Source organism: Mesorhizobium subarcticum (genome assembly GCF_055456085.1).
Genome location: NZ_CM144237.1, coordinates 3,421,284 through 3,438,105, shown reverse-complemented (window position 1 = coordinate 3,438,105; position 16,822 = coordinate 3,421,284). Strand labels below are relative to the sequence as shown.

Here is a 16,822-nt window from a genome sequence, read left to right as displayed (position 1 = left end):
AGGATATCCCCTACAATACAGCCAGCGTGCGTTTCCTTGGATATGGAGATCGGGCGTGTACCTGAATTTTATCGATGTCTTTCGCCAGGAACTGAGCGTCATCAATTTCCGTCGCATGCGCATCCGCAGTGGCGCTGTGGCGCAACAGAGATCACCGGCCGCAGGCAATGCAGTTCGCCACTTTCTTGTCGATCGCAACGCTGCGGCGCTCGACGACGCAAGGTCCGACCCGCAGCGCGGTGCCGTTAGGACGGACGAAGCGAGCAATCTTACGGGCATAGCCCTGTCGGGCGGCGGCGTGCGCTCCGCCTCCTATTGCCTTGGCGTCCTGCAGGCGCTGGAGTCGCTCTCACCCGCGGGCAGTCCGCGCCCGCTCGATGCGGTCGACTATCTCTCCACCGTGTCGGGCGGCGGCTATATCGGTACATCGGTCGTGGCCGGGATGATGCAGGACAGCCGCACATTCCCGTTCGAAAGCCGGCTTGATGAGGCAGAGACGCCTGAAACGCAGCACCTGCGTGACTTCTCCAATTTCCTGGCCCCGGCAGGCGCTCCGGACTATCTGGTCAGCATCGCGTTGGTGTTGCGAGGCCTGGTGGTCAACGCCTTGATCGTTCTGCCGGCTCTGCTGTTGCTCGCCGTCATCACCATCGCGATCAATCCAACCGTGGCCGATCTGGTGACGCCCGGCTTCTTCGGCATTTCAGCTTCGAAACTGCCCATGCTGAGCGGCACCATGAAATATTTTGCGCACACCGTGGTTCTCGGGGCCTTCGCGGCATTTCTGATGTTCGGCAGTGCCCTCTACACCTCATTCACGTTTCCCACCGGCACGCTGAAGAGCCGCCAAATTCTCGGCCGTGGCCTTGGTCTTCTGGTTGCCGTGGTGCTGGCCTCGGTCATTTTCGACCTGCAACCCCTCGTGCTTTCGGGGATGCTTGCAAACGCAAACGGCAAGGTCATCAGTTCGGCCGACCAGACTTTTGTTCTGGCAGAACCATTTCAGGATTTTCTTTCGGCTTTCGCGAGCATTCTGCCTTCCCTTGCCACGGCACTCGTTCCAACGCTGGCGGTTCTGATCTCCGTCGCACAAAAACTCGCCAAGCTCGCCGATGCGGCACTCGGCGATGGAACCTGGACCGCGACGATCAAGAAGAACAGCAGCCGGTTCATTCTGTATCTTGCCGCCGTGATCGTGCCGTTCATGCTGTGGGTGGCGTATATATATCTGAGCTATTGGGCGATCCGCAAAGACGACAACTGGTGCGGCGTTGAAACCCCACCCTGGCTGAAAACAATCTCGCGATGCGAGGCGGACTGGTATATCGGGCCGCTTTCCCGGCTTGGGCCTATCGGCGCGACATATCTGGGCATCGCTCTGGTTCTTTCAGCCATCTGCCTGCTGATCGGGCCGAACTCGAACTCTCTCCACAGGCTCTACCGGGATCGCCTCAGCCGCGCCTTCCTCATGCAGAGAAGCACCATAGGTCAGCATCCGTCGGAAACGGTCGACACATGGAAATTCTCGTCGTTGAAACCTGTCGATGACGCGGGAAACTGGATGGAGGGGGCGGCCTTCTCGCCATATCTCCTCGCGAATGCCGCGATAAACCTCGAGGGCTCGAAGGACCTCAACAAGCGTGGCCGCAACGCCGACAATTTCATCTTCAGCCCGCTCTACGTCGGCAGCCAGTCGACCCGCTATGTCGCATCGAAAGACATCGAGAAGGTGGTGCCCGACCTCAGCCTCGCAACAGCGATGGCAATTTCGGGCGCGGCGGCGTCGGCGAATATGGGGCGGCAAACCATCAAGATCATCACATTCAGCCTCTCCTTGCTGAATATCCGGCTCGGCTATTGGCTTGCCAACCCTTGGAGGATCGCGGCGTTCAGGAACTGGGTGAACCGATGGGTCGCGAATGTCGGCACATGGTATTTCGCGGCCGAGACAACCGGCCTTTTGAGCGAGAACATGCTCAACGTGTACCTGACGGATGGCGGACACATCGAGAATCTCGGCATCTACGAACTGCTTCGGCGGCGCTGCAAGGTCATCGTTGCGGTCGACGCCGAGGCCGACCCGGCGCTGACGTTTCCTTCGCTGGTCAATCTGGAGGTCATGGCCCGCATTGATCTCGGCGTCAGGATCGATCTGGGATGGCAGACGATCCAGAAGCATGCCCTGGGCGTCACGCCAGCCACTCCCTATGGCCCTGACGGCCCGCCAGGCAAGCATGGTCCGCACGCCGCCATTGGCGTCATCCGCTATGACGACGACGAAACGGGTGTCCTGATCTATATCAAATCGTCATTGAGCGGGGATGAGAACGACTACATTCTCGACTATCTCAAGCGAAATCCATCCTTCCCTCACGAAACGACCGTCGACCAGTTTTTCACCGAGGAACAGTTCGAGGTTTATCGCGCTCTGGGGTTCCATGCGGCACGCGGGCTTCTGACCGGCGCTGACGATTTTGGACAGCCCGTGGCGGCGCCTGAGAATTGGGAAAGCCAGGTGGCCAAGGCTCTCGCCCTGCTCAACGTGCCAGAACAGATGGCGGCGGCCACGGTGTCGCACATCTAGAGCAATTCCAGGAAAGCGAAACCGGTGGCCTGGAAACCCTCCGCATTGAGTGCGCCAGCCACGGCCGCGAGCAGCGACGCCAGGCGAACGTCGATATCGATTGTCCATTGATCGCTTTCGCGAACCAGCATTTCCAAACCCTCTCGCCTTCTTTGTAGCGGGAGCGGCGGTGGCCGTGGCGATGGCCACCGCCGAGTGTGAAACGCTGAAGGCGGCGACAGAGTTTGCCGGAGCCTCGCGCGGCTTTTGCGCCGGCTATGCGTGATTTTGGCATCAGCCGGCTATGCGTGATTTTGGCATCAATAGAAGCTAAAATAGCACCCGCCGCGAACGCCAGGCCGCGAAACGCTTTGACTTTAGCCTTCCCCCTGCGTCAGCTCGGCCGGCAAACTTGGGCAAGGGGAAACAAAATGAAGAAAAACTATGTCAGGCCGACGCTTCTGAAGCGCCAGAAACTGTCGTTGGTAACGGCAGCTCAGTGTCTTTCCCATTGCATGTGACGGCCCCAGCGCATGTGACGACAAGAGCCGGCTAAAGAGCTTCAAGCCATCAGCGGCCTGCCGACGCCGGAAAGCCGACAGGCGCGGGCGATCATCTGCGCGCCGCCGCCCGGGGACTGGGGTGCCCCCTCCCAGGGTGCGGAACTTCCGCGCCACGTCTGCGTTCCTTATCCGGATCGTCTCCCATTCGATCCATTGATCCTCCAATCAAGCCCCGCCAGGCTCCAGCCGGCGGGGTCTCTTTTATTTTAGCCATTGCTTGACACGGGTCGCACCCATGCGTTTACCTCGGGGCACTGTCAAGCAATGGGGGATTTCATGAAAAAGACCTGCCAGAGGCCACTTCTGGTGAAACGGGACAGGCTTTCGGCCGTGACCGCCGCCTGCCCCACTTCGGAAATTTGCGGGTAATGATCGGCGGGGAACACACGATGAAGAAAACCTACGCCAGGCCAACGCTTCTGAAGCGTGACAGGCTGTCGACGGTGACCGCCCTCTGCGCCCCTTCGATTTGCCCACGCTGATTTTTACCCTGGGGATAGGACATGAAGAAAACCTACGCCAAGCCGACGCTTTTGAAGCGTGAGAAACTCTCGGCGGTTACAGCCGATAGCTGCACCTCGATTTGCATCTGAGGCGCATTGCTGTCGAAGAACTGAAGACATGAGCGAGGTCGCGACCTCGCACCGGCCCGATCCGCAACGCCCGAAAGGCCGCTCCCCGAGGTGGCGGGCTTTCTGAGTGGCGGGCTTATTGTTGTGATGGAACGATCATCGCGCCGTGAAGTTTTCCACACAGCCGGGCGGTGGGACGCCCGGTGTACTCCAGAAGGCCCGTCACGATTCGCGTCGGTGGCGGGCCTTTCGTTTTGCTGGCTCTCAAACGCATCGGAACTTTCCAAACAAAGCGACGTTGGTCCTCGCCGGTCAGGCAAGCAATTTCGGAAAAAGGAAAATCTCATGGGTAGCACCAGCGACAAGGCATCGGGTCTCGCCAATCAGGCTCTCGGCAAGGCCAAGGAAGGCGTCGGCAAGGCCGTCGGTAATGATCGTCTGCGCGCCGAAGGCGCCGCGCAGGAAGCCAAGGGCAAGGTCCAGAAGGCTGTTGGCGATGCGAAGTCGGCCGTCAAGGATGCAACGAACAAGACAGCGGCCAAGATCAACAAGAACCTCTGAGGTTCCGGTCAAGGTGAATCGAGGGCTGCCCGTGCGAACGGGCGGCCTTCTCCGTTTCCGGATCTGAGTTTCCGGATCTGAAATCGGCAGGGAACGCATTGCCGTCAGGGAGATTGAGGAACCAGCGCAGCCCGCGTGTTGACCCCTCAAGGAATCTCAGTAATGGCCAAGCAAGCATCGAAACCGGCTGGAATGTCCGCGACCATCCACGATCAGAAACTGCAGCGCGGCGAAGGCGGCGAACTGCATCAAACCGCCTCGGGTTCGACGCCGCTGCTGACCACCGCGCAAGGCGGCCCTGTGTCCGACGACCAGAACTCGCTGAGGATCGGCGCCCGTGGTCCGACAGTGCTCGAAGACTTCCACTTTCGCGAAAAGATCTTCCATTTCGATCACGAGCGCATTCCTGAGCGCGTCGTCCATGCCCGTGGCTATGGCGCCCACGGCTATTTTGAAACCTACGAATCTTTGGCCAAATACACCCGCGCCGACATCTTCCAGCGCGCCGGTGAAAAGACGCCGGCCTTCGTGCGCTTCTCCACCGTTGCTGGCAACAAGGGCTCCGCCGACCTTGCGCGCGACGTGCGCGGCTTCGCCGTCAAACTCTACACGCAGGAGGGCAATTGGGACATTGTCGGCAACAACATGCCGGTGTTTTTCATCCAGGATGCGATCAAGTTTCCCGACCTGATCCATGCCGCGAAGGCCGAGCCCAACAGCGACTTCCCGCAAGCGCAGACCGCGCATGACAATTTCTGGGACTTCATTTCGCTGACGCCCGAAAGCATGCACATGATCATGTGGGCGATGTCGGACCGTGCCATCCCGCGCTCCTTGCGCTTCATGGAAGGGTTCGGCGTCCACACCTTCCGGCTGCTCAACGCCAAGGATGAATCGACCTTCGTCAAATTCCTCTGGAAGCCGAAGCTCGGCCTGCAGTCGGTTGCCTGGAACGAAGCGGTCAAGATCAACGGCGCCGATCCCGACTTCCACCGCCGCGACCTCTGGGACGCTATCCACGCCGGCAATTTCCCCGAATGGGAATTGCAGCTGCAGCTGTTCGACCAGGCCTTCGCCGACAGTTTCGACTTCGACATCCTCGATCCGACGAAACTCATCCCCGAGGAGGTGTTGCCGCCGATCGCGGTCGGCCGCCTCGTGCTCGATCGCATGCCCGACAATTTCTTCGCCGAGACCGAGCAGGTCGCGTTCATGACGCAGAACGTGCCGCCCGGCATCGACTTCTCCAACGACCCGCTGCTGCAGGGCCGCAATTTCTCCTATCTCGACACGCAGATAAAAAGGCTGGGCAGCACCAACTTCACCCACATTCCGATCAACGCGCCGAAATGCCCCTTCCACAATTTCCAGCAGGACGGACACATGGCGATGCGCAACCCGATCGGGCGCGCCAACTACCAGCCCAATTCATGGGATGAAGGCCCGCGTGAATCCCCGGCCAACGGGTTCCGCTCCTTCGCCGAAGTCGAGGCCGGACCGAAGGCGCGGCTGCGGTCGGAAACCTTTGCCGACCATTACAGCCAGGCGCGCCAGTTCTACATCAGCCAGCAGCCGGTGGAGCAAGGCCACATTGCCGCCGCGCTGACCTTCGAGCTGAGCAAGGTGCAAACGCCTGTCATCCGCGAGCGGGTCGTTTCCCATCTTCTCAACATCGATGATGGGCTGGCCGCCAAGGTGGCGGATGCGCTTGGTCTGAAGGCCATGCCGAAGCCTGCCGATGCGGCGGTGCCGACGCGCAAGGATCTTTCCGCGTCGGATGCGCTCAGCATCCTCAAGAACGGCCCCGGCCGTTTCGAGGGCCGCAAGCTCGGCATACTGGTGACCGACGGTACGGATGCCGGCTTGTTGAATGCCCTGAAGCAAGCGCTGACCAAGGCCGGCGCCAAGTTCGAGATCATCGCGCCCAAGGTCGGCGGCGCCAAGGCCAGCGACGGCAGCTGGATCGACGCGCAGCAGATGATCGCAGGCGCGCCATCGGTGCTCTATGACGCGATCGCGCTGCTGCCGGCAAAACCCGCAATGGCCGATCTCTTGAAGGAATCCACCGCCCGCGACTTCGTCGCCGACGCCTTCGCGCACTGCAAGTTCATCGGCTTCGTCGAAGCGGCGGCCCCGTTGTTGGACAAGGCGGGCATTGCAAGGGATGAGGCGGTCATTGCGCTGGCATCCACCAAGGACGCCGCAGGCTTCGTCGCCAGGCTTGGCGAATTGCGCTTCTGGTCACGCGAGCCGAAGGTGAAGCTGGGCTAAACCGCCGAATTGGATCTGGCTGCGCTCAGGCCACTGCCGGCGCAGCCAGATCCAGCCGCATCTCCTTGGCGATCGTGAAGCCGGCAGCGAGATAGACGCCCTCGCCGGCATCCGAAGCGTGAAGCACGGCTTTCGTGCAGCCGATCGACCTGAGATAGGCGATCCCGGCCTGCACCGGCGCAAGCGCTATCCCGTTTCGCCGCGCGGCAGGGTCGACGTAGACGCTCCAGATATAGCCGTGCTTGCGAAACGACGGCACGGTGACATCGGGATAGGGAAGATGTTCCACCTGGCACGCAAGCGATCCCACGGCAACGCCATCCGCTTCGGCAAAGAAGCTCGCCAGTTCATAGTCCCGGCGCCCTGACAAGATGAAGTCTAGCGTGACATCCTCGGCATCGTCCTTGATGTTGACCGGCTCGACGCCATAGCTTTCCCACAGCGCCCGATAGTGACGGATCAAGGTCGGGTCGTCGGCGGGTGTGCCCTTGCGGATGATGTAATTCATCGCTCCACAACGCGGGTGGCTCGTGGCCGTTCCAATGTCAGGAAGCGCCCTCCCCGGCGCGGTTCACGACGATCCGGAAGCCTGCAGCCTGGTCAGTTGTTTCTCGGCTTCTTCAACCGCGTCGGCCATCACCTTGTCGAAGTCGATCATCGCTTCGAGATGACCATGGTCCTCGATGGATTTCCGCAGCATCCGCATTGCCAGGATCGCGTCCGCCAGCGCTTGTTCGATACTCACCACCATGGATGCAGTCCTCCGCTTCGCGGATAAACCGTTCTGGAGGCGTGCGGTTCCCGTCCGTGCTGGTCTCGCATCGAGGGCCGGACTTCGCCTTACGCGTCCGAAGGGTCGCTCCGCGTCGTGTCCGGACCGTTCCGGAAGATCCGTCTGAGAATGTCGCGCGCTATCTCGGCCCGATGCCGGTCCTGGCCGCGCAGCTCAACGCCGCCGAGTCTTGCGGGCGCGCCGCCCTTGTGGTCCCACACCATCCAGTCGCCGGAGTCTTCCTTCATGCACTCGAACCTGTCCCCCGGCATCAGGCAGATCTATCTCTCGGCATCAGCGTCTCCATTCACGGGCCTTCGAGGCATTCTCACCGATGGCGATGGCGGGTTGGGTGGTGGCCGTGTCGGCCAAGGCGGCATCCGAGGTCCGCTGCGTCGCAAAGCTAGCGAGTTGCCGGGGGCCGAACAATGAACAAGGTCGCTTGGTACGTTTCCGACAGTTCGCGGGACTCGCTAACCGATTGTCGGAAGCGTACAGTCGCTCTGTCGCTGGCCGTTGAATGGGCGCTGGCGCTTTAAAGAGCCGATCGCGCTTTCGCCCCACGATGGGAAAAACGCGATGATCTTCAACGGCTCGGCCGATTCAGATCAGCTTTCGATCCTGGCCAAAGTGCTCGACGAGTATTGCCGCCAGGCAGGCATTGGCGCGGGTCACGCGGCGCGGGAGCGGCTTGGCCGCCGCGTCATGGAACTGTTCCAGGGCGGCACGGACAATTCGGTGGAATTGCATGCCGCCATGAACTCCAGCTACGACGAATGGCTCAGCGAGGTCGATCTCGTATCCCCATCTCCACAACAGCCCGTCCTGTGGGCGATCGAACCGACAATCACGGAACCATCGGCTGCCGAGGCAGTTGGTTCAGGTGGCGGCGGAGCATCGCGCTTCCCTCAAGCTGATGGTGCGGATCACTCCGCTATTTCGTCGCCACACCCCCTCTGAGACGATATTCGGAAAAGCAATTCGGCGCGGGTTCAAGATGGACGCCGTCGCGCCGAAGCCCGGCCCTTGCAAAAAGGCCATCCAGAGGAACGGCCATCTGGAGGAATGACTCGCTAACCGATTGTCGGAAGCGTACAATAGCCTATCGGCGATCAGGCCAAGGGCTTCGCTGATTGAGAGACATATCGCACTCTCGCCCTGTGAGGCGTTGAGATGCTGAACTTTACTCCCCAAAGCGAGTTCTTGAGTCCGGAAGACTTGGCAATCTGCCAGCGTGTATTCGATAAGATTTGCACCGACTGCAAATGGGATAGCGCGTCCAGCGATGCCGAAGGGTTGGCGATCGTTGTTATATCTGTCTTTCAACACGGCCTGTTCAAAGAAGTTGATCTGCTCGCAGAGATGCAGGCGCGGCGCAATGATTTCGAGCGGCGCACCGGCTGACATAGAAGTAGGGGAATGGCGCGGGCAGTTTCGAATTTCAAACTAAGACACTGCCCGCATGGAATGACTCGCTATTGGAATGTCGGAAGCGTACAGTTCTCCTGTCGCCAGCCACTGAACGGGCGCTGGCGCTTGAGAGTGTCGATCGTACTCCCGCCCCTGCGGGAGCTACATGATGAATTACGAAATCCTGAAATCGACTGTCACCGGCCAGGCCCTCGCTGGTGAGGCCTCGCCTCCGACAACATTCCGAAATGGGCTGTTGCGCAGGATGAGCGCGGATGATCTCGCGCTCCTTGAGCCCGATTTGCATCCTGTGGCCCTGCCGCTGAGAATGCCGCTTGTGACGCCCGACGTGCCGATTGAGGCCGTCTACTTCATCGAGTGTGGAATTGCGTCGGTGGTCGCGCGCACGTCCAGCGGACACGAGGCGGAGATCGGGTTCATTGGCTATGAGGGAATGGCTGGGGCTTCCCTGGTGATGGCCGACGACCGCTCGCCGCAAGCCTGCTTCGTGCAACTCGAAGGCGAGGCGATGCGCATCGACGCGGGCAGCTTTACCGCCGCTCTGACGAGCAGTCCCACGCTGCGATTGTTCCTGCTGCGCTTTGTCAATTCCCTGCAGATCCAGACTGGGTGCACCGCACTCGTCAACGCGCGGCTGAGATTGACGGTCCGGTTAGCACGGTGGTTGCTGATGTGCGACGACCGCGTCGTGGGCGTACGATTTTCCATTACCCACGAATTCCTCGCCACGATGCTCGGCGTCAGGCGGCCAGGCGTCACCGTTGCCCTGCAGGAACTGGAAGGTCTTGCCCTGATCCGGTCCCTGCGCAGTGAGGTCGTCATAGTGGACCGCCCTGGACTGATCGCGCTGGCCAGTGGCGGATATGGGGTGCCGGAAGCTGAATACACCAGGCTTTTCGGAGCGATCGGGTCGGCGGCGGAATTGACTGGCTAACGGATTGTCGGAAGCGTACAATTCGAAAGTCGTCCGCCGTCCACGGCACACGGACGCTTGGGAGCCAAATCAGGTGCTTTCGCCCTTTAGGGATGAAAGTCATGGCTGAAGCAAAACAACCAAATAGTATTCCGCCAAATCTCGTTCCAGATGGCGTCGAAGTCAGCGAGAGCATGGGCGAATGGCATGTTCGGGTCGTCATCAATGGCAACGCGCATTTGAGCACGTTTGATGTGGAATCCTACGCCCGCTCATTTGCCGACAGCCAGCGCATGCGCGTAGGGCTGACCCGGCTCGCTTCGCGCATCTAAAGCGAATTGCCCGAGCCGCCGACATTGTCGGTTTTGTACCAATACACGCCAAGAAACTTGTCGGATTCGTACGGTTCCTTAGAAGTAAATGGTGAAGTTTAACCCAATCAGATATTGCTGTTCCGATGCGTCATAGTTAATAGACGGCGCCTTGTTTAAGTGCTTAATCAAGATGTCATCAGCTATTGCACGGGCGCTGGTGCTTGAGAGTGTTTGACATCCTCCCGCCCAAGCGGGAGCTATGCAATGACCATTAACCGACCAAGTATCTTTTCCGGAATTCCCATCGCGAGAAGTGACGGGACCATCGCGGTCCTTTGTACACTTCCAGAGATGTCCGACGCCTTGGCAGATGACTGGCCGTCCGATGGCCCCATGTTTCTGGCCGCGCTTGCCGCCCTGGTGGGGCAAAGGGTGGGACGCTGCAGCACAAGGGAGGTCCACCGGGCTTTCATTTCGGCGGCGCTCGAAGCCGACTGTCTTCCCGACAGCTACATGAAGGAGTGAAAGCGAAATGCCCCTCACCCTGCGGACGACACTTTGCGAAACGAGAGATGCACTGCACATGTTGCGACGGGCTTTGTTTGTCCGTGGGCATATCGAAGCAATGGGGGAGATCGATTCCCTCATGGGGGTCGCGGAAGACAAGGCGGTTCACGCGATCGGCAACATTGACCGGGCCGAGTTTCGAAAACCCATTCTCGCGGCGGTGGCGAACTCAGCCATGCCTGAAGACATAATCGTTCCGGTCGCAGCGCCTGCAAAACTCGGCGAGCTTCGGGAACAAGGCATGGGCCTCAGTGTCTATTGCGGCAATACGCGTTGCGGTCATTTGCGCGCGCTGGATCTCGATGGTCTGATCGAAATCTATGGGACCCACTACGACTTCAACACGGAAAGGCGGCTGGCATCGAAGCTCGTCTGCAAACGGTGCCAGAATGTCGGAGGGAGGCTGGTCGTGGTTTCCGATAAACGCCCACGCTATTGAAGACCCCGGCGCCGGACTCAACCTCTGAGCCGCTTTTCGTGCACGCAGGGAACCTCTTGGTCGCCAGCCCGTTCCTCATAGCGCCTCGGAAGCCCCCCGGCCGAAAAAGGCGCCGGAGAGTTGGTCAAACAACTTTTCACTAAGCCCGCCACTGACCCCTCGGTGGCGGGCTTACATTTGTCGGTTTCGTACCAAGAGTCGCTATCCGATTGTCGGAAGCGTACAATGTTGGTGTCGCTGGCCACTGAACGGGCGCCGGTGCTTGAGAGTGTACATCGTACTCCCGCCCTGAGGGAGTTGAGACGATGAACGACGGCGCCGACAGCCAGGTCTCTGCCCTCGATTTCCACACCCTTCGTAGTGCATTCAAAAGCCTGGTCGCCGAAGGCTTGCTGCCCGAAGCCATATGGGTCCGCCATGCCGAGGAAATGGTCAGGGACCTGACCGGATCGACTGTTGTCGACCCCGAGATTATCCTTCGCATCATCCGCAAGTAACGCCAGAACGCCTTGGCAAGGACAGTCGGCGCGGGGCTGGGAATTCGGGATCAGTCCGCTGCATCGAGCGCATTTGACGTGGATCGAAGTGCCCGGATTCGCTGGACCTCGAGCGACCGGATCTTCCTGCGGACCTCTTCATTCGCAACGCCGACCAGCGCGTCTATCTCGAACATCATTTCGTGGTGCCCGCTGCCGGAAATGGCCTTGTGAGCCGTCGCGAACAGGGATTGCAGATGGTTGAGGAGTTCCAGCAGGTCGGTGTGTTTCACAGGCGTCTCTCATCAGACGATGTCGAGAGGCCGGTCCGATTAACGGGTCGCTCTTGTCAGAAGATTAGGCTTATTGTCAGACAATAACCAGAAGAATTGGCGGAAACGGACAATTGCTGCTCAGGCGGCGCGGCCAAACTCGTTCTGGACGATGTCGAGAAGCAGGCCGTCATTGTCTGGGCCGACCGGCTCTTTCAGCCGCCAATCGCACCCCGAGCGGTCGAACACGATGGGTGCGCAGTAGAATTCGGCAAAGCCAAGCACCAGCCGTTCGGCGTCCGCCAGGGACAGATTGTCATGGCGCCCGGTCAGCTGCGCCGCCAAGACCGGAACATTGACGATGCCATACTCGTAGATTGTCTTGACCAACGTGTAATTCAGGTCGTCGCGCAGCTCGATCGGGTAGGTGTACATGGCAAACTCCTGTCCTGGGACTGGGTTTTCCCTCCCTTTCACCATGCGCCGCCGGCTTCGTTAAAGCAAGGCAAATCTCAACAAAAGATTAATAAAATCAATTAGTTAGTATGTTGAGCCGGTGTGGCAAGCCAAGCACTATGAGTACGCGGTGCAACAAATGTGTTTGACTGTCTTGGAACCAAATAGGCCATTGGCAGATTGTGAGGCAGATAAGTCACTTACTCATTCGGCTCACCGGCTGGATTGCCGGGAGATGGAGGCCATGATGACCGACAATCTCGAACGTCCCGAACGGCTGCAAGTCATGCTGAACGAAGAGGAATTCGCCGCGCTCGACACGTGGCGTTTCGACAAGCGCATGCCGAGCCGCGCGGCTGCCGTGCGTGAACTGCTGCGCCGCGGCCTGGCCGCCGAGGGCTTTCTGCACGCCAGCAGCGGCACCCGTTCAGCAGATTTCGGTCTTCTGAGCGGCGGAAAGGGCGCCGGCAAGACCAATCCTTCGGATGCGTGAGAATCTCACGGCTCTCGCGCCGACGGCGGCGTGATTGCGTCCGCCGGGGCCTCGAAGCCTAAAGCATCGATCAGCATGTCGACCGGCGCGGCCAGGCCACCCAACGTGGCATGGATAGCCAACGTTACCGCGGCAAGGTGATCTTCAGGTGTGACATTGTCGTTGGCCAGCCTGGCGGCTGATGGCTTCTTCACTTGCGGATAATCCAATCGATGAAGCTGGTATCGACGTGAAGACGGCCGGTGAGGTCACGCATCATCGCACTGGCGTGCTCCATCCATTGCGCTTCCGGCAGCTGCAGCTCGGCGACCGATGCCTTGAAGGCATTTCTCAAAATGTGAGAATCGTGAGCGGATATCATGCCGCCCGGCTCGTGTTGGTCGTCCACCACAAATCTCCCGGCCGGGCGGGAGTACACGACACTCTCAAGCACCAGCGCCCGTTTCATGGCCGGTGACATCTGATCTTTAGGGCGATTGCGCTTGCGCACAACAACAAATGTGGTGTCGTTTTCGTACGGAGGCTCAGCCATGCGGCTCAGGTTTTGCATGGAACATCAGGCACTCTGCTATCCTGGCATGGCGTTCTTGCCTGGCCGCTTCCCTGGGTCGACAAGGGTGTTGGAATTCGATCGCTGCAAGTGGGATTGAGACACATGTGCAATGATTACGAACAATATGTAGTTCGCCCTGAAAAACTCTTGGATCCCTTGCGTTGCAGGGATTCCCATCGGGTTTGAAGTATTGGAGAATGCCGGAAACCACCTTCGATCTGTCGTTTCCTGGTGTTTTTGCAATGCTTCCAGCCCGTCCGTCGTCCGGTAAGAATGATTTGTTCCGCGAGCGCCTCGATGCCATCATCAATCCGCGCCATCCGCTGGTCCGGTTGTCGGCATTGATGCCGTGGTCGCGCTTTGACGAAGCGTTTGGCGGGTTTTATCGCCCGATCGGCAGGCCGGCCAAGCCGACGCGGCTGATGGTCGGTCTGCATTACCTCAAGCACGTCCACGACCTGTCCGACGAAGAAATGGTGGAGCGTTGGGTTGAGAACCCGTACTGGCAGTTTTTCTGCGGCTTCGAGTTCTTCCAGCACGAGCCGCCGATCGATGCCAGCACGATGACGCGCTGGCGCAAGCGGATCGGGTCCGAGGGGCTGGAGGAAATGCTGAAGGCAAGCGTCGACGTCGCACTCGAGACGGGGACTGCGAAGCCCGGTTCGCTGGAGCGGATCACCGTCGACACGACGGTGCAGCCGAAGGCGATCGCCCACCCCACCGACAGCCGGCTCTACCTCAAGGCAATCCAGATCCTGGTGCGTCAGGCCAAGCGGTACGGCATCATGCTCAGGCAGAGCCACATGCGGCTGGCCAAGGCAGCGGCGGTACGGGCGGGTCGCTATGCGCATGCCCGGCAGTTCCGCCGGATGCGTCGCGAACTCAAGCGCCTTCGCACCTATCTCGGCCGGGTGTTCCGCGACGTCGGTCGCAAGATCGCCGGCAATGCCGAACTCGAGGCCAGATTTGCCCCGTTGCTCGGGCTCGTCGAGCGGCTCTTGGCGCAGAAGCCGAAGGACAGGAACAAGATCTACTCCCTGCACGCGCCCGAGGTGGTCTGCATCTCGAAGGGCAAAGCCCGCAACCCTTACGAATTCGGCTGCAAGGTCGGGATCGCGGCAACCAATCGCGAGGGCCTCGTGCTGGCGGCCAAGGCGTTCGAGGGTAATCCGTATGATGGCCACACGCTCGCAGCAACGGTCGATCAGGCGGTGGAGATCGGCGGCGTCGACCCGGACCGCATCTACGTCGACAAGGGCTATCGCGGCCACGACTATGCCGGCGCGGGATCGGTGATGATCGCCGGCCGCAAGCGTGGCCTGACGGCCACCATGTGTCGGGAACTGAAACGACGATCGGCCATCGAGGCCACCATCGGTCACATGAAGACCGACGGCCGACTGGACCGCAACTTCCTCCTCGGCCATGATGGCGATGCGACCAATGCGCTGCTCGTCGCCGCAGGCCACAATCTGCGCCTGGTCCTCACGGTTCTCGCGCTTTGGCTTGCCTGGTGCCTGCAAGCACTCCAGCCGAAAACGGCGAAATCGGATGCTTCCACCCGTCTTCACGCGTTCGGAATATCAACGCCTTAGCCGTTATTCAGGGCCGACTATGTAGCCTGGGCCGAATATTGCCGGATGATGGCGTCTCTGGCGCTTCGAATACCCAGCCATCAGACCGAACTCGACCTGCCCCAGGCCGGCGACATTCGCATCAACGATCCGGCTCCCATCATGCGCCGCGCCGCCGAAGGCGACGCTATCGAACTGGCTTCAATGACATTCGGGTTTCCACCGGCCGGTCCCAAGGGCGGTCCCGTCTTCAACTTCCGCAGCGAAGGCCGGCAATTCGCCAACAGCAAACGCTGTCTCGTGCCGGCGTCCGGATTCTTCGAATTCACCGGCGCGAAATATCCGAAGGCGAAACATCGCTTTACGCTCAACGGCTCCCCGTTCCTGGCCATCGCCGGGCTTTGGCGGGAGGCCGTCGGCAACAAGCCACCCACTTTCACCATGCTGACGACGGAGCCCGGGCCTGACATCGCGCCCTATCACAACCGGCAGGTCGTGGTTCTCCAGCCAGAGAAGTGGGCAGCCTGGATCAATCTGACCAAGCCGGAAACCGAACTGTTGCGGCCGCTTCCGGCTGGCTCGCTTCTGGTGGAGACCGTACGCCCCGAAAGCGCGTAATCGGCCCTGCCCTGTGGCTATCTTGCCCGCTTCGACCGAAATCAGGGGGGGTACAGCTCACAGGCCCTTGACGAGAGAGGAATATTTTCCTCATTTCAGCCATGCCTGATCAACCCGACAAATGGCCGAAGGGGATGCCGTGGACCCTGATGCATGCCCATGACGCCGGGCAGGTTGCGCGGCTACGCTGCGGCCATTGCAACATCAAGCGCTTCTACAAGCCCAAGGAGCTCCGGGAGGTCATCGGCAATGTGAGCATCGATGAGGTCAGGGCGAAAGTCCGCTGCGAAAAATGCGGGCGCAAGGAATCGATGAACGCCGAACTGTTCCACCCCGTGGGGCAGGAACATGTAACCATCAGGTTCAGACGTCTGGTCGAAATCAGATGGGAAAAGCGGGTCATCTGGAGGGACGAATGAGCCAAAAACTGGCACGCAAACGACAAATTTGATGTCGTTTTCGTACTGAGGCTTGGCCGCCGGAACATTTTTCGCCGGCCCGCATTTTGAGTGCCACCGAAGCATCAGGAGGAGAATGCCGTGGCCCGACTGCCCCAGGACAAGGACCGGATTGAACGCGCCACCCGCGAGTCCCAGACGATCATTGACCTTGAACGTCAGGCGCGTGAAGCCAAGACCGCTCGGCTGCGCGAGCAGCGGCTTTCGGCGGAGGCCCCCGCCAAGGCCGTCGCGAAACACAAGCCCATCGGCCGCAAAACGGCGCGAAAGACTAGCGACGCGCGGTGAGCGTGTGCTCGACGCTGTATTCGAACACGCTGCCCTCGCTTTCGTCGACCACCCTGAACCAGTGGTTCTGCAAGGCGCGCGTCGAAATGGTCTTGCCGGTGATTTTGCGCAGCGCCTCGAGAGCGGTGGCGCCGCTGGCGACATGCGAAGCCGAAAGCGCATCGCCATCCATCTCGTCGATCTGGTATTTCGGCATGGCTGGCCTCCTTCACCTCTGCACAACTTCGGGAGGCCGCCTAAGTTCCTGGAACAAAACCCCTTTCCCGAACTTGCAGGCATCATGATCGCCGGTGAACACCAGGAGGGTTGCGGGCAGCATGAACAAGATCCTTTTCGTCGCCGCTGATTTCCTGTCCCGTCCGCCGGGTTTCTACGTCATGATCATCGCCATGGTGGTGTGTACCGCCTTGGTGCCTTTCGGCCTGACAAACGCCGTCACCTACGCGCTGTCGGTCGCGGCAATCGTCATCACCGGTGTGGTCCTGATCCAGGGCTATCGCGACACCGCCGCCATCCACGCCAAGCTCGATGAGATCATCGTCGCGCTCAACGACACCAGAAACGATGTTGTCGGGCTGGAACATGCCGACCCGAAGGAGATCAAGGCAAAGCTTGTCAAGCTCGAGGAAGAGGCGGCGCAAACCGGCATGGAGCAGGCATAGCCAGGC

The 16,822-nt window shown here is 60.1% G+C and carries 25 protein-coding genes; 15 read left to right on the top strand and 10 right to left on the bottom strand.

Going from position 1 to position 16,822, the window contains the following annotated elements; genetic code table 11:
- Positions 1-55 precede the first annotated feature (55 nt).
- The gene (locus ACZYHG_RS16835; protein ID WP_464609499.1) at positions 56-2,584 is read left to right on the top strand and encodes a patatin-like phospholipase family protein; all 2,529 of its coding nucleotides are present in this window, start codon (positions 56-58) and stop codon (positions 2,582-2,584) included.
- Here ACZYHG_RS16835 and ACZYHG_RS16830 read toward each other — a convergent pair.
- Positions 2,581-2,715, bottom strand: coding sequence for a hypothetical protein (locus ACZYHG_RS16830; RefSeq protein ID WP_464609498.1), 135 nt, complete (start codon positions 2,713-2,715; stop codon positions 2,581-2,583). The two genes, ACZYHG_RS16835 and ACZYHG_RS16830, sit on opposite strands and share 4 nt — an antisense overlap.
- 914 nt (positions 2,716-3,629) lie before the next feature.
- Between ACZYHG_RS16830 and ACZYHG_RS16825 the strand changes: the two genes are divergently transcribed.
- The 3 genes from ACZYHG_RS16825 (at position 3,630) to katE (ending at position 6,530) form a co-directional block, all read left to right on the top strand.
- Positions 3,630-3,719: a putative RiPP precursor gene (locus tag ACZYHG_RS16825; RefSeq protein WP_464609497.1), complete on the top strand. Its 90-nt coding sequence runs from the start codon at positions 3,630-3,632 to the stop codon at positions 3,717-3,719.
- A 324-nt stretch (positions 3,720-4,043) separates the two neighbouring features.
- Complete coding sequence (locus ACZYHG_RS16820) at positions 4,044-4,259, top strand: CsbD family protein (protein ID WP_464609496.1); 216 nt, start codon at positions 4,044-4,046, stop codon at positions 4,257-4,259.
- Positions 4,260-4,421: 162 nt separating this feature from the next.
- Complete coding sequence (gene katE, locus ACZYHG_RS16815) at positions 4,422-6,530, top strand: catalase (RefSeq protein ID WP_464609495.1); 2,109 nt, start codon at positions 4,422-4,424, stop codon at positions 6,528-6,530.
- A gap of 25 nt (positions 6,531-6,555) precedes the next feature.
- Here katE and ACZYHG_RS16810 read toward each other — a convergent pair whose 3' ends face one another.
- From ACZYHG_RS16810 to ACZYHG_RS16800, 3 genes are all read right to left on the bottom strand, one after another.
- On the bottom strand, positions 6,556-7,038 hold the full coding sequence (locus ACZYHG_RS16810) for a GNAT family N-acetyltransferase (protein WP_464609494.1): 483 nt from the start codon (positions 7,036-7,038) through the stop codon (positions 6,556-6,558).
- Between the two features lie 63 nt (positions 7,039-7,101).
- A complete protein-coding gene (locus tag ACZYHG_RS16805; protein WP_464609493.1) occupies positions 7,102-7,281 on the bottom strand; it encodes a hypothetical protein in 180 nt (59 codons plus the stop codon).
- Positions 7,282-7,370: 89 nt separating this feature from the next.
- Complete coding sequence (locus tag ACZYHG_RS16800) at positions 7,371-7,550, bottom strand: hypothetical protein (protein ID WP_464609492.1); 180 nt, start codon at positions 7,548-7,550, stop codon at positions 7,371-7,373.
- Positions 7,551-7,881: 331 nt separating this feature from the next.
- Between ACZYHG_RS16800 and ACZYHG_RS16795 the strand changes: the two genes are divergently transcribed.
- The 7 genes from ACZYHG_RS16795 to ACZYHG_RS16765 all read left to right on the top strand — a co-directional run bounded on the left by ACZYHG_RS16795 (position 7,882) and on the right by ACZYHG_RS16765 (position 11,463).
- Positions 7,882-8,262 (top strand): hypothetical protein, encoded by a 381-nt coding sequence (locus tag ACZYHG_RS16795; protein WP_464609491.1) that lies wholly within the window; start codon positions 7,882-7,884, stop codon positions 8,260-8,262.
- Between the two features lie 213 nt (positions 8,263-8,475).
- Complete coding sequence (locus tag ACZYHG_RS16790; protein ID WP_464609490.1) at positions 8,476-8,706, top strand: hypothetical protein; 231 nt, start codon at positions 8,476-8,478, stop codon at positions 8,704-8,706.
- 271 nt (positions 8,707-8,977) lie between these two features.
- Complete coding sequence (locus ACZYHG_RS16785; protein ID WP_464614708.1) at positions 8,978-9,667, top strand: Crp/Fnr family transcriptional regulator; 690 nt, start codon at positions 8,978-8,980, stop codon at positions 9,665-9,667.
- A gap of 101 nt (positions 9,668-9,768) precedes the next feature.
- On the top strand, positions 9,769-9,978 hold the full coding sequence (locus tag ACZYHG_RS16780; protein ID WP_464609489.1) for a hypothetical protein: 210 nt from the start codon (positions 9,769-9,771) through the stop codon (positions 9,976-9,978).
- A gap of 246 nt (positions 9,979-10,224) precedes the next feature.
- Positions 10,225-10,485, top strand: coding sequence for a hypothetical protein (locus ACZYHG_RS16775; RefSeq protein WP_464609488.1), 261 nt, complete (start codon positions 10,225-10,227; stop codon positions 10,483-10,485).
- 7 nt (positions 10,486-10,492) lie between these two features.
- Positions 10,493-10,966, top strand: a complete 474-nt coding sequence (locus ACZYHG_RS16770; RefSeq protein WP_464609487.1) for a hypothetical protein — start codon at positions 10,493-10,495, stop codon at positions 10,964-10,966.
- Positions 10,967-11,271: 305 nt separating this feature from the next.
- The gene (locus ACZYHG_RS16765) at positions 11,272-11,463 is read left to right on the top strand and encodes a hypothetical protein (protein WP_464609486.1); all 192 of its coding nucleotides are present in this window, start codon (positions 11,272-11,274) and stop codon (positions 11,461-11,463) included.
- 50 nt (positions 11,464-11,513) lie between these two features.
- On the opposite strand, the gene ACZYHG_RS16760 is transcribed toward ACZYHG_RS16765, so the two are convergent.
- Together ACZYHG_RS16760 and ACZYHG_RS16755 are read right to left on the bottom strand one after the other, a co-directional pair.
- Positions 11,514-11,735 (bottom strand): hypothetical protein, encoded by a 222-nt coding sequence (locus tag ACZYHG_RS16760; protein WP_464609485.1) that lies wholly within the window; start codon positions 11,733-11,735, stop codon positions 11,514-11,516.
- A gap of 120 nt (positions 11,736-11,855) precedes the next feature.
- Positions 11,856-12,149, bottom strand: coding sequence for a hypothetical protein (locus tag ACZYHG_RS16755; RefSeq protein ID WP_464609484.1), 294 nt, complete (start codon positions 12,147-12,149; stop codon positions 11,856-11,858).
- A gap of 268 nt (positions 12,150-12,417) precedes the next feature.
- Between ACZYHG_RS16755 and ACZYHG_RS16750 the strand changes: the two genes are divergently transcribed.
- Complete coding sequence (locus tag ACZYHG_RS16750) at positions 12,418-12,663, top strand: hypothetical protein (RefSeq protein ID WP_464614707.1); 246 nt, start codon at positions 12,418-12,420, stop codon at positions 12,661-12,663.
- Between the two features lie 5 nt (positions 12,664-12,668).
- Here the strand turns inward: ACZYHG_RS16750 and ACZYHG_RS16745 are convergent, their stop codons facing one another.
- Both ACZYHG_RS16745 and ACZYHG_RS16740 read right to left on the bottom strand, forming a co-directional pair.
- A complete protein-coding gene (locus ACZYHG_RS16745; protein WP_464609483.1) occupies positions 12,669-12,857 on the bottom strand; it encodes a hypothetical protein in 189 nt (62 codons plus the stop codon).
- A complete protein-coding gene (locus ACZYHG_RS16740; protein ID WP_464609482.1) occupies positions 12,854-13,213 on the bottom strand; it encodes a hypothetical protein in 360 nt (119 codons plus the stop codon). The genes ACZYHG_RS16745 and ACZYHG_RS16740 overlap by 4 nt, the downstream gene beginning before the upstream one ends.
- A 245-nt stretch (positions 13,214-13,458) precedes the next feature.
- On the opposite strand from ACZYHG_RS16740, the gene ACZYHG_RS16735 reads away from it, so the two are divergent.
- The gene (locus ACZYHG_RS16735; RefSeq protein WP_464614706.1) at positions 13,459-14,811 is read left to right on the top strand and encodes an IS5 family transposase; all 1,353 of its coding nucleotides are present in this window, start codon (positions 13,459-13,461) and stop codon (positions 14,809-14,811) included.
- A 45-nt stretch (positions 14,812-14,856) separates the two neighbouring features.
- Complete coding sequence (locus tag ACZYHG_RS16730; protein ID WP_464609481.1) at positions 14,857-15,408, top strand: SOS response-associated peptidase; 552 nt, start codon at positions 14,857-14,859, stop codon at positions 15,406-15,408.
- Positions 15,409-15,590: 182 nt separating this feature from the next.
- Here ACZYHG_RS16730 and ACZYHG_RS16725 read toward each other — a convergent pair whose 3' ends face one another.
- On the bottom strand, positions 15,591-16,106 hold the full coding sequence (locus ACZYHG_RS16725; protein WP_464609480.1) for a hypothetical protein: 516 nt from the start codon (positions 16,104-16,106) through the stop codon (positions 15,591-15,593).
- A 31-nt stretch (positions 16,107-16,137) separates the two neighbouring features.
- Positions 16,138-16,350: a hypothetical protein gene (locus tag ACZYHG_RS16720; protein ID WP_155256376.1), complete on the bottom strand. Its 213-nt coding sequence runs from the start codon at positions 16,348-16,350 to the stop codon at positions 16,138-16,140.
- A gap of 121 nt (positions 16,351-16,471) precedes the next feature.
- Between ACZYHG_RS16720 and ACZYHG_RS16715 the strand changes: the two genes are divergently transcribed.
- A complete protein-coding gene (locus ACZYHG_RS16715; protein WP_464609479.1) occupies positions 16,472-16,816 on the top strand; it encodes a low affinity iron permease family protein in 345 nt (114 codons plus the stop codon).
- The last annotated feature ends 6 nt before the right edge of the window (positions 16,817-16,822 follow it).